Annotated in this window: 14 protein-coding genes; 9 read left to right on the plus strand and 5 right to left on the minus strand. The window is 52.2% G+C overall.

From position 1 onward, the window contains the following. Window positions 1-114: 114 nt before the first annotated feature. Genes SK33_RS11900 through SK33_RS11910 form a run of 3 tightly spaced genes read right to left on the minus strand, consistent with a single transcriptional unit; the run spans window position 115 to window position 2,653 of the window. Complete coding sequence (locus SK33_RS11900) at window positions 115-240, minus strand: DUF2474 domain-containing protein (protein WP_003020230.1); 126 nt, start codon at window positions 238-240, stop codon at window positions 115-117. Beyond that, window positions 240-1,250, minus strand: coding sequence for a cytochrome d ubiquinol oxidase subunit II (gene cydB, locus SK33_RS11905; protein ID WP_003020227.1), 1,011 nt, complete (start codon window positions 1,248-1,250; stop codon window positions 240-242). Before cydB ends, SK33_RS11900 begins: the two co-directional genes overlap by 1 nt. Next, window positions 1,250-2,653, minus strand: a complete 1,404-nt coding sequence (locus tag SK33_RS11910) for a cytochrome ubiquinol oxidase subunit I (protein WP_003020224.1) — start codon at window positions 2,651-2,653, stop codon at window positions 1,250-1,252. The genes cydB and SK33_RS11910 overlap by 1 nt, the downstream gene beginning before the upstream one ends. Before the next feature lie 263 nt (window positions 2,654-2,916). On the opposite strand from SK33_RS11910, the gene SK33_RS11915 reads away from it, so the two are divergent. From SK33_RS11915 to patD, 8 genes are all read left to right on the plus strand, one after another. Continuing rightward, window positions 2,917-3,093 carry a type II toxin-antitoxin system HicA family toxin gene (locus tag SK33_RS11915; protein WP_003020221.1) on the plus strand — a complete coding sequence of 59 codons (177 nt, stop codon included), beginning with the start codon at window positions 2,917-2,919 and terminating at the stop codon, window positions 3,091-3,093. Window positions 3,094-3,139: 46 nt separating this feature from the next. Further along, window positions 3,140-3,556: a type II toxin-antitoxin system HicB family antitoxin gene (locus tag SK33_RS11920; RefSeq protein ID WP_127785375.1), complete on the plus strand. Its 417-nt coding sequence runs from the start codon at window positions 3,140-3,142 to the stop codon at window positions 3,554-3,556. 92 nt (window positions 3,557-3,648) lie between these two features. Further along, window positions 3,649-5,058, plus strand: a complete 1,410-nt coding sequence (locus tag SK33_RS11925; RefSeq protein ID WP_016150280.1) for an aminotransferase-like domain-containing protein — start codon at window positions 3,649-3,651, stop codon at window positions 5,056-5,058. A 328-nt stretch (window positions 5,059-5,386) separates the two neighbouring features. Further along, window positions 5,387-6,532, plus strand: a complete 1,146-nt coding sequence (ydcS, locus tag SK33_RS11930; protein ID WP_048217773.1) for a putative ABC transporter substrate-binding protein YdcS — start codon at window positions 5,387-5,389, stop codon at window positions 6,530-6,532. 16 nt (window positions 6,533-6,548) lie between these two features. Further along, window positions 6,549-7,565, plus strand: coding sequence for an ABC transporter ATP-binding protein (locus SK33_RS11935; RefSeq protein ID WP_003020210.1), 1,017 nt, complete (start codon window positions 6,549-6,551; stop codon window positions 7,563-7,565). Further along, on the plus strand, window positions 7,566-8,510 hold the full coding sequence (locus SK33_RS11940) for an ABC transporter permease (RefSeq protein ID WP_048217772.1): 945 nt from the start codon (window positions 7,566-7,568) through the stop codon (window positions 8,508-8,510). Then, on the plus strand, window positions 8,500-9,306 hold the full coding sequence (locus SK33_RS11945; protein ID WP_048217770.1) for an ABC transporter permease: 807 nt from the start codon (window positions 8,500-8,502) through the stop codon (window positions 9,304-9,306). Before SK33_RS11940 ends, SK33_RS11945 begins: the two co-directional genes overlap by 11 nt. A gap of 21 nt (window positions 9,307-9,327) precedes the next feature. Beyond that, on the plus strand, window positions 9,328-10,755 hold the full coding sequence (gene patD / locus SK33_RS11950) for an aminobutyraldehyde dehydrogenase (protein WP_003020201.1): 1,428 nt from the start codon (window positions 9,328-9,330) through the stop codon (window positions 10,753-10,755). A 216-nt stretch (window positions 10,756-10,971) separates the two neighbouring features. Here the strand turns inward: patD and SK33_RS26670 are convergent, their stop codons facing one another. Then, window positions 10,972-11,097 carry a hypothetical protein gene (locus SK33_RS26670; RefSeq protein ID WP_264859763.1) on the minus strand — a complete coding sequence of 42 codons (126 nt, stop codon included), beginning with the start codon at window positions 11,095-11,097 and terminating at the stop codon, window positions 10,972-10,974. A gap of 214 nt (window positions 11,098-11,311) precedes the next feature. Then, on the minus strand, window positions 11,312-11,407 hold the full coding sequence (gene yncL / locus SK33_RS11960; protein ID WP_071524268.1) for a stress response membrane protein YncL: 96 nt from the start codon (window positions 11,405-11,407) through the stop codon (window positions 11,312-11,314). 192 nt (window positions 11,408-11,599) lie between these two features. Here yncL and SK33_RS11965 point away from each other — a divergent pair, with 192 nt between their 5' ends. Next, the gene (locus SK33_RS11965) at window positions 11,600-11,773 is read left to right on the plus strand and encodes a GhoT/OrtT family toxin (protein ID WP_003020198.1); all 174 of its coding nucleotides are present in this window, start codon (window positions 11,600-11,602) and stop codon (window positions 11,771-11,773) included. Window positions 11,774-11,792: the final 19 nt, after the last annotated feature.

The following is an 11,792-nucleotide window of genomic DNA, read 5'->3' on the forward strand; positions in this document are numbered from 1 at the left end:
TAATGACAATCTCTGTTTTTTCATTTCGATGTTTTTTACATTTTTGTTTAGTCGATGTTGGGTTTTGTAACACCCGGGCAGTGCAGCGCTGCCCGGGTGTTATCACGGAGAGATTCAGGACTTAAATCCGGCGGCCGTCATCAGGAGACGAAAGAACATGCCAACAGCGGCGAGGGCCAGCACGCTGCCGCCCCAGAGGATCACCAGCCACATCAGGCGTTTCCAGATTGTTTGTTGCATCAATGATACCCCTCACCATGTTGAACTTTGCCGCGGAAAACGTAGTAGCTCCAGAAGGTGTACACCAGGATTATCGGGATAATCAGCAGTGCGCCAACCAACATAAAGCCCTGACTTTGTGCCGGAGCCGCCGCTTGCCAGAGCGTAATGGACGGCGGAATGATGTGTGGCCAGATACTGATCCCCAGCCCGCTAAACCCGAGGAAAATCAGCCCCAGTGTCAATACAAAAGGCAGCGTATGGCAGTTATGTTGCCCCAGTGAACGCCACAGCCAGATACTGATAAGCGCAACCAGCAGCGGAACCGGCATCAGGAACCACAGGTTGGGCAGACTAAACCAACGCTCGGCAATCGCGCTATGCGCCAGTGGTGTCCACAGGCTGATAATGGCAATCACAATCAACATTGCCAGCAGCAGTTTTTTGGCCACGCGACGCATTTTATCCTGCAACGGATTTTCACTTTTCATCACCAGCCATGTCGCCCCCAGCAGGGCATAGGCTACAACCAGGCCAACGCCGCAGAACAACGTGAACGGGGTCAACCAGTCGAAAGGACCGCCGCTGTAGCTGCGTCCGGTAACGGAAAATCCGTTGAGTACGGCACCCACCACCACGCCCTGGGTGAATGTCGCCAGGATTGAACCGCTGAGAAAGGCTTTATCCCAGAATGGTCGATGCGCCGGCGTGGCCTTGAAGCGAAACTCAAACGCGACGCCGCGAAAAATCAGGCCGATTAGCATCAGGGTCAACGGGATCGTCAGCGCATCGACAATCACCGCATAGGCCAGCGGGAACGCGCCAAATAACCCGGCCCCGCCCAACACCAGCCAGGTTTCATTCCCATCCCATACGGGAGCGACGCTGTTAACCATCACATCGCGGTCATCAGCGTCCTGAATCGCGGGGAATAAAATGCCAATCCCGAGATCAAAACCGTCCATCACGATATACATCAGCGTGGCGAACACGATAATCACAAACCAGATAACTGATAAATCGATACCCATTAGCGATGAGCCTCCGGTTGAGAATCAAGGACGGCAGCCGAAAGCGGCCGGGCAGGCGTGCCGGTTGGCGGAATTGTTGGGTCATCTTCATGTGGCCCCTTGCGGATCAGGCGTATCATGTAGCTGTAACCCACACCAAACACTGAGCTGTACACCACAAAGAAGGACAGCAGGCTGATGCTCATATGTAAATCACCATGTGCGGAAACCGCATCCGCCGTACGTTGCAGACCGTAAACCACCCACGGTTGACGGCCAACTTCAGTGGTCACCCAACCGGCAAGGATGGCAATCAGACCTGAGGGGCCCATCCACAAGGCAAAGCGCAGGAAAGGGCGCGAGGTGTATAAACGCTGCTTATAGCGCAGCCACAGGGCAAAAGCGCCCAGCAGGATCATCAGCATGCCTAGCCCGGCCATTATGCGAAACGACCAGAACACCATAGTTGAGTTAGGCCTGTCTTCTTTAGGAAACTCTTTTAGTGCCGGGACCTGTTTGTCCAGGCTATGGGTCAGGATCAGACTGCCCAGCGCCGGGATTTCCAGCCCATAGCGGGTGCGTTCCTGCTCCATATCCGGCCAGCCGAAGAGTAGTAGCGGGGTTGGTTCGCCGGGCGGATTTTCCCAGTGCCCTTCAATCGCAGCAATTTTTGCCGGCTGATGCTTCAGCGTATTCAAACCGTGCATATCGCCAATCAAAGCCTGCAGCGGGGCGACGATTAACGTCATCCATAGCGCCATTGAGAACATGGCGCGAATAGCCGGGGTGTTATTCCCGCGCAATAAATGCCATGCACCTGACGCTGCAACAAACAACGCGCTGCTGAGGAAAGCGGCAACGGACATATGCAGTAAACGATAAGGGAATGAAGGATTGAAAATAACGGCGAACCAGTCAACGGGAACGACCTGGCCGTTAACTATTTCATAGCCTTGCGGTGTCTGCATCCAGCTGTTAGAGGCGAGGATCCAGAAGGTTGAAATAATGGTACCCAGTGCGACCATGCAAGTGGCAAAGAAGTGAAGCCCTGGGCCAACCCGGTTCCAGCCAAACAGCATTACCCCGAGAAAACCGGCTTCAAGGAAGAAGGCGGTGAGCACTTCATAGGTCAGAAGCGGCCCGGTGATGCTACCGGCGAACTCGGAAAAACCACTCCAGTTGGTACCGAACTGATAAGCCATCACCAGCCCGGAAACTACACCCATACCAAAGTTTACGGCGAATATTTTCGACCAGAAATGGTATAGCGAACGCCAGGTGGGATTTTTCGTCTTTAGCCATAACCCCTCAAGTACTGCCAGATAACTGGCGAGGCCGATGGTAATGGCCGGAAAGATGATGTGAAAGGATACCGTAAACGCGAACTGGATCCTCGCCAGGTGAAACGCGTCAAGACCGAACATGCTTAACTCCGCAGGCAAAATTGATTTGGCGCAATTCTAAGCCTGAGAAGCAATGCGGGGCAGAAACAGAACAGTTCTTTTTAACCATAACAGTTGCAGTGCTGTTATAGGTTGTACACGCTGATATGAAATCTGGAAGCTGGATTCCTGTTATTAAATAGCGTCCTCCCCACGTTAGTGATTTTGCGATATTAATAGCAAGGTAATTAAAAGGTAATCATAAATGTTTACTTTGTGTGTATAATAGACGACAGGGAGGCGCAGTGAAGCAAAGTGAGTTTAGACGCTGGCTTGAATCTCAGGGAGTTGCTGTTACAAACGGCTCAAATCATCTGAAACTGAGATATCAGGGAAGGCGTAGCGTTATGCCCAGACATCCAGGTGATGAAATAAAAGAAGCCTTGCGAAAAGCGATTATTAAGCAGCTTGACTTACAGTAATCATCATCACTACAAGGTTGATTATATGAGAGATTTTGAAAATCCTATGCGTTATCCTGTTACTCTAACACCGGCAGTGGAAGGTGGGTTTGTGGTTTCTTTCCCGGATATTCCGGAAGCATTAACTCAGGGAAATACTCGCCATGACGCTTTGCAGGCCGCGCAGGCGGCATTGATTACCGCTTTTGAATTCTATTTCGACGACAACGAGGCGATTCCACTCCCTTCGGCGGTTAGCGCTGAAGATGACTACGTAGAAATACCGCTGAGCGTTGCGTCTAAGGTTCTTCTGCTGAATGCCTTCCTTGAATCAAAAATCACCCAGCAGGAGCTGGCGAACAGGATCGGCAGACCTAAGCAGGAGATCACCCGTTTATTTGATTTAAAGCACACGACAAAAATTGATGCCGTGCAGATTGCTGCGCGCGCCTTAGGCAAAGATCTGGCGTTAACGATGTTGTAAAACTGTTAACTATAACAGTTATAAAAAACACCCTGATTATGTAAACTGATATACACAGTGATTGTCACCGACACCGGTAATCAGGATCAAAAATGAAAAAGTACCAGCGACTGGCAGAGCAAATTCGCGATCAAATTGCGTCTGGCGTATGGCAGCCAGGCGATCGCTTGCCTTCCTTGCGTGAGCAAGTGGTCAGCAGCGGAATGAGTTTTATGACCGTCGGACACGCATACCAGTTGCTGGAAAGCCAGGGGCGGATTATCGCCCGGCCGCAGTCTGGTTATTATGTCGCCGCGCGCCCCGAACGTGAACTGGCAGCGCCGCAGGTGCAGGTCACGCGCGACGAAGCGGTGGATATCAATACCTATATTTTTGATATGTTACAGGCCAGCCGGGATGCGTCAGTGATGCCCTTTGCCTCCGCATTCCCCGACCCGCGTCTGTTTCCACTTCAACAGTTGAACCGCTCGTTGGCGCAGGTGAGTAAAACCGCCACCGCCATGAGTGTGATTGAAAACCTGCCCCCGGGGAATGCTGAGCTGCGTCATGCCATTGCCCGTCGCTATGCTCAACAGGGGATGACCATTTCACCGGACGAAATCGTCATCACCACCGGCGCGCTGGAAGCCCTCAACCTGAGCCTGCAAGCAGTCACTGAACCGGGTGACTGGGTGATTGTCGAAAACCCCTGTTTTTACGGAGCGTTGCAGGCCCTGGAGCGATTACGTCTGAAGGCGCTGTCGGTAGCCACCGACGTTAACGAGGGGATCGATCTTGCCGCGTTGGAGCAGGCGTTGCAGGAATATCCGGTAAAAGCCTGCTGGCTAATGACCAACAGCCAAAATCCGCTGGGTTTTACGCTCAGCGCAGAGAAAAAGGCGCGTCTGGTTGCCTTGCTGGAAAAATACCACGTAATGCTGATTGAAGATGATGTTTACAGCGAGCTGTACTTTGGCCGCGAAAAACCGCTACCAGCCAAAGCCTGGGATCGTGCCGACAGCGTTCTGCATTGTTCGTCTTTCTCGAAGTGTCTGGTGCCAGGATTTCGTATTGGCTGGGTGGCAGCAGGGAAACATGCCCGGCGTATTCAGCGACTCCAGCTAATGAGCACCTTATCTACCAGTTCGCCCATGCAGCTTGCACTTGTTGATTATCTTTCAACCCGGCGCTATGACGCGCATTTGCGACGCTTGCGTCGGCAACTGGCTGAACGTAAACAACAGGCCTGGCAAACGCTGCTGCGTCATCTTCCGGCGGAAGTCAAAATTCACCACAACGACAGTGGTTATTTTCTGTGGCTGGAGCTGCCGGAACCGCTTGATGCTGGTGTGCTCAGTACCCATGCGCTGGCACACCATATCAGCATTGCGCCGGGGAAAATGTTCTCGACCTCGGGAAGCTGGACACGTTTTTTTCGTTTTAATACTGCATGGCACTGGGGAGAGCGCGAAGAGCAGGCCGTAAAACAGCTTGGCAAATTAATTCGTGAAATGATGAAATAAACCATAACGCGCTATTCAATATAAATGAATAGCGCATTCTTATTTTCGAAATAGTGAATGCTGAACCACGGTATTATTTATATCGGGTGCGGCCATACAAAATATCAATAGTTAATACTATTGCCACCTCTGCGTCTAACTCCTTGTCTATACTCCAGAAGATTACCCCCTTGGTCAGAGTCTGTAGCGTAATGAGCGTTAGCTCACAACCTGATTAAATTTCCTTGCACCAGCAGGAACGCTTACCACACCCCGACTATTTTTAGAAAAGGACATATATTTACGGCAAGGCTGCCGCTCAATATTTTTTCGACAGGAGTAAGACGTTATGAGCAAGCAACTTGCCCTCAGTAGCCTGTGTGCCTTCAGCATGACGCTGATGACTGCGCAGGCAGCCGACCCCCCCACATCATTAGATAAACCGGAAGGCCGCCTGGATATTATTGCCTGGCCGGGTTATATCGAACGTGGGCAAACCGATAAACAATATGACTGGGTCTCGCAGTTTGAGAAAGATACCGGCTGTGCGGTCAATGTAAAAACGGCGGCCACCTCTGATGAGATGGTCAGCCTGATGGCTAAAGGCGGTTACGACCTGGTAACCGCTTCTGGTGATGCCTCACTGCGCCTGATAATGGGAAAACGCGTTCAGCCGATTAATACTGCGCTTATCCATAACTGGAAAACCCTTGATCCGCGAGTGGTAAAAGGGGAGTGGTTTAACGTTGGCGGTAAAGTTTACGGTACGCCATACCAGTGGGGACCAAACCTGCTGATGTATAACACCAAAACCTTCCCAACGCCGCCGGACAGCTGGAACGTGGTATTCGTTGAACAAAATCTGCCTGATGGGAAAAGCAATAAAGGTCGCGTTCAGGCTTACGATGGCCCGATCTATATTGCCGACGCCGCATTATTCGTTAAAGCCACCCAGCCGCAGTTGGGTATTACCGACCCCTATCAGCTCACTGAAAAACAGTATCAGGCGGTGATCAAAGTCCTGAGCGATCAGCACGCGTTGATCCATCGCTATTGGCACGATACCACCGTGCAAATGAGCGATTTCAAAAACGAAGGCGTAGTGGCGTCAAGCGCCTGGCCTTATCAGGCTAACGCCTTGAAAGGCGAAGGTCAGCCAATTGCCACGGTCTTCCCAAAAGAGGGGGTTACCGGATGGGCTGATACCACCATGCTGCACAGTGAAGCGAAACACCCGGTTTGCGCTTACAAATGGATGAACTGGTCATTAACCCCGAAAGTACAGGGCGACGTAGCGGCCTGGTTTGGTTCTCTGCCAGTGGTGCCTGAAGGTTGTAAAGCCAGCCCGTTACTGGGTGAAAAAGGCTGTGAAACCAACGGCTATAGCTATTTCGACAAAATTGCCTTCTGGAAAACGCCGATTGCCGAAGGTGGAAAATTCGTTCCTTACAGTCGCTGGACGCAGGATTACATCGCCATTATGGGTGGTCGTTAATTCCGCTGGGGGTTTTATGACGTACGCAGTGGAGTTTCATAACGTCTCGCGTTTGTATGGGGATGTTCGTGCAGTGGATGGGGTGAGTATTGCGATTAACGACGGTGAGTTTTTCTCTATGCTGGGGCCATCCGGCTCCGGCAAGACCACCTGTCTGCGCCTGATTGCCGGGTTTGAGCAACTGTCGGGCGGTGCAATCACTATTTTTGGTAAACAGGCCAGCGAATTGCCGCCCTGGGAACGGGACGTCAATACGGTATTTCAGGATTACGCATTATTCCCGCACATGTCGATCCTCGACAACGTAGCCTATGGGCTGATGGTTAAAGGTATTGATAAAAAACAACGCCACGCGAAAGCACGTGAAGCACTGGATAAGGTCGCACTCGGTTTTGTTTATGAACGTAAACCGTCGCAGCTTTCCGGTGGGCAACGTCAGCGTGTGGCTATTGCCCGGGCGCTGGTCAATGAACCGCGCGTCCTGCTGTTGGATGAACCGCTCGGGGCATTGGATCTCAAACTGCGTGAGCAGATGCAGCTGGAGCTGAAAAAATTACAGCAATCCCTTGGCATCACCTTCATCTTTGTCACCCACGATCAGGGTGAAGCCCTGTCGATGTCCGATCGGGTGGCGGTGTTTAATAACGGTCGCATCGAACAGGTGGATTCTCCGCGTGAACTGTACATGCGTCCGCGGACGCCGTTTGTGGCAAGTTTCGTCGGAACGTCAAATGTCTTTGATGCGACGATGTCGGCGAACGTTTGTGGGCTACAGGGGATGTTCTCCCTACGTCCCGAACACATTCGCTTGAATGATGCCGGAGGAGAAGTCCAGGCCCGGGGTGTTATTCAGGCGGTGCAGTATCAGGGGGCGGCGACGCGGTTTGAGCTGAAACTCGCCGGAGGGGAAAAACTGCTGGTTAGCCAGGCGAACCTGACGGGAGAAATGCTACCGTCAACGTTGTCGCCGGGTCAGCAGGTGATGGCATCGTGGTCCCGCGACGTGATGGTACCGCTGGTTGAGGAGAGGTGAATGGCTATGAACGTCTTACATTCGCCTCCACAGTCGACAAGCCTGAACCGGATCTCAGGTTACTTCTGGCGTAATCCGGGGATGGGGCTGTTTTTGCTGCTCCTTGGACCACTGATGTGGTTTGGCATTGTCTACTTCGGCTCATTACTGACGCTGTTGTGGCAAGGTTTTTATACCTTCGACGATTTCACTATGTCGATCACGCCGGACCTGACGCTGGCGAATTTGCAGGCGCTGTTTAATCCTGCTAACTACGACATCATTTTGCGTACCCTGACGATGGCGGTGGCGGTCACCATTGCCAGCGCGATTCTGGCGTTTCCGATGGCGTGGTATATGGCGCGCTATACCAGCGGCAAAATGAAAGCCTTTTTTTACATTGCCGTAATGTTGCCAATGTGGGCCAGTTACATCGTTAAAGCCTATGCGTGGACGCTGCTGTTAGCTAAAGACGGTGTGGCGCAGTGGTTTTTAACCCATCTTGGGCTGGAGCCGCTACTGCTTTCGTTCCTGACGCTGCCTGCGGTAGGCGGCAATACGTTGTCGACTTCAGGCTTAGGGCGCTTTCTGGTGTTCGTCTACATCTGGCTGCCGTTTATGATCCTGCCGGTACAGGCCGCGCTGGAGAGACTTCCGCCGTCACTGTTACAGGCCTCCGCTGATTTGGGCGCGCGTCCGCGTCAAACCTTCCGCTATGTGGTCCTTCCGCTGGCAATACCCGGTATCGCTGCGGGATCTATCTTTACCTTCTCTCTGACGTTGGGCGACTTTATCGTGCCACAGCTGGTGGGACCACCAGGCTATTTCATCGGCAACATGGTGTATTCGCAACAAGGGGCGATCGGCAATATGCCGATGGCGGCGGCATTTACTCTGGTGCCGATTGTGTTAATCGCACTGTATCTGGCGTTCGTGAAGCGTCTGGGAGCTTTCGATGCACTCTGAACGCGCGCCCTGGTTACTCAAACTGGCTGCATGGGGTGGGGTTATTTTCCTGCACTTTCCCATCCTCATCATTGCCACCTATGCTTTTAATACTGAGGAGACTGCTTTTAGTTTTCCACCGCAGGGATTAACGCTGAAGTGGTTTAGCGTTGCGGCGCAGCGTAGCGATATCCTGGAGTCTGTGACGTTGTCACTTAAGATCGCTGCGTTGTCGACCGCTATTGCCCTTGTTCTGGGGACGCTGGCCGCGGCCGCGCTGTGGCGAAGGGACTTTTTTGGCAAAAGTGCAATATCGCTGTTGCTACTGTTGCCGATCGCGCTGCCGGGCATTATTACCGGCCTTGCGCTGTTGACGGCGTTTAAAACCATCAACCTGGAACCGGGTTTTCTCACGATCGTAGTGGGCCATGCGACGTTTTGCGTGGTGGTGGTGTTTAACAACGTTGTGGCGCGTTTTCGCCGTACCTCATGGAGTCTGGTTGAAGCGTCTATGGATCTTGGCGCCAACGGCTGGCAAACCTTTCGTTACGTCGTGCTGCCCAATCTGGCATCGGCACTACTGGCGGGCGGGATGCTGGCGTTTGCCTTGTCGTTTGATGAAATCATCGTGACAACGTTCACCGCCGGACATGAAAGAACACTTCCTCTGTGGCTGCTCAATCAATTGGGCCGTCCACGGGATGTGCCGGTCACCAACGTTGTGGCATTGCTGGTAATGCTGGTGACAACACTGCCAATTTTAGGGGCCTGGTGGCTAACGCGTGAAGGCGACACTCTCGCCGGAAACGGTAAATAAACGACGATATGGGAAATTGCTATGCAACATCAATTACTGATTAATGGCGAGCTGGTCAACGGTGAAGGTGAAAAGCAGCCAGTCTATAACCCTGCCACTGGTGAACTCATTCTGGAGATTGCTGAGGCGTCAGCCATGCAGGTTGATGCCGCGGTGCGTGCGGCAGACACCGCGTTTGCCACCTGGGGGCAAACCACGCCGAAAGTTCGCTCTGAACTGCTGCTGAAACTGGCGGACGCTATTGCCGATAACGCGCAAACCTTCGCTGAGCTGGAATCACTTAACTGCGGTAAGCCACTGCACTGTGTCCTCAACGATGAAATTCCAGCTATTGTCGACGTTTTTCGCTTCTTTGCCGGGGCGGCTCGAACTCTGCAAGGACAGGCGGCCGGAGAGTATCTGGAAGGACATACGTCGATGATTCGCCGTGATCCGCTCGGCGTGGTGGCCTCTATTGCACCGTGGAACTATCCGCTGATGATGGCGGCGTGGAAGCTGGCTCCAGCGTTGGCTGCGGGAAACTGTGTGGTGATTAAACCATCAGAAATTACCCCGCTGACGGCGCTTAAATTGGCCGAATTTGCCAAAGATATTTACCCGGCTGGCGTTATCAACGTCCTGTTTGGTCGCGGTAAAACGGTGGGCGATCCGCTGACCGGCCATGAAAAAGTCCGCATGGTTTCGCTGACTGGCTCCATTGCAACCGGTGAACACATTATTCAGCACACCGCCCCGTCAATTAAGCGCACACATATGGAGTTGGGCGGCAAAGCCCCGGTGATCATTTTTGATGATGCCGATCTGGATGCGGTAGTGAGCGGCGTGCGGACCTTTGGTTATTACAATGCCGGGCAAGACTGTACCGCCGCTTGTCGAATCTATGCCCAAAAAGGCATCTATGACGCGTTGGTTGAGAAACTCGGCGCCGCGGTTGCCAGCCTGAAAATTGGTGCGCCGAACGACGAATCGACGGAACTGGGACCGGTAAGCTCGCAGGCACATCTTGATCGCGTGACTAAAGCAGTCGATGAGGCCAAAGCCCTGGGGCATATCAAAGTTATCACCGGCGGCAAGAAAGTGGATGGCGCAGGCTACTACTTTGCCCCAACGCTGCTGGCCGGGGCGAAGCAAGAAGATGCTATCGTGCAGCGGGAAGTTTTCGGCCCGGTGGTCAGCGTGACCGTATTTGATGATGAAGACCAGGTGCTGGCGTGGGCAAATGATTCGAAATACGGACTGGCATCTTCCGTCTGGACCCGGGATGTTGGGCGTGCGCATCGCTTTAGCGCTCGCCTACAATATGGTTGCACCTGGGTCAATACCCATTTCACGCTGGTTAGCGAGATGCCGCACGGTGGGCAAAAACAGTCTGGGTATGGCAAGGATATGTCGGTTTATGGGCTGGAAGATTACACGATTGTTCGCCATGTCATGATCAAGCATGAGTAATCTTTTAAGCGCGAGCGGTAAATGGGGCACGGATAGCTAAATATCGGCAAACGTGTGTCTATACTATTCGCGCCACTGGCCTCGTCGCCATCGGACGGCGGTAAGTTGGAAATATCCGCGAGGTCAGGTTAATTGATACAACAAGGCCCCGGTTGAATGTCGGGGCTTTGTGCTTTCAGGTATACCGTCCGGTTATTAGCGGCATAAGCTGCTAAGTCAGGCGAGTAGCGCACAAACGCTCAGAACCAGTCCCAGTTGCTCCGGCGTCAGACCTGTCGTCAATAATCGCCGGTTCAGCAGTTTGCCCAATAGTGAAGCAAATGCCAGTAACAACCCCGTCAAGCCAAAGGATCTGGCGCTCCATCCTAATTTCCATCAGTATACCGACACAACACCAGGCCGTGATTGGGGCAATATAATGCCGCAGAAGGATTAGGGGTATTACATACTAAGGATAATTTACCCGGCAGTGTGAGAATGGGAAAATAGTTTACTAATGGCAGAGAGAAGCCCCTCTCTGCCAACGGACGCTGCAATTAATCAAACAAGAACCACATCAAGCAAACCAGCCGAACCTTGCGGAAATCAGACTGAAAAGTCCTACAGCAGCAAATATATTTATCAGCACCACCGTTTTACTGGAAACATTCATTTGTGCCACCTTTCGTTTTAACCCCTATGGGTATAGTACGGGTTATAACTATCCGCAATAGTACGAATTCTGAACATAATGAAAATGGGTTGTTTTATAGCCGCTTTTCATAAATTAATTAATAAAACTTGATGTAGGTCATGAAAAAGAGCATATTGCGCGCGATTTCACCTTTCGGCCCGGATGCCTTACATGTCTTTGTACCAAAAAATGTTGGTTTTTTATGCGGTGATGGCCGTTATCACGGCAATCATCACCTGGTTTCTTTCCCGCGATAAAAAGCGAATTCGCTTTCTCAGCGCGGTATTAGTCGGTGCGACCTGGCCGATGAGTTTTCCCGTCGCGTTAATGTTCTCTCTCTTCTGATAACGGCGTAAACGCCGCT

The sequence above is a fragment of the Citrobacter sp. MGH103 genome (assembly GCF_001034475.2).
Lineage (GTDB): Bacteria > Pseudomonadota > Gammaproteobacteria > Enterobacterales > Enterobacteriaceae > Citrobacter > Citrobacter freundii.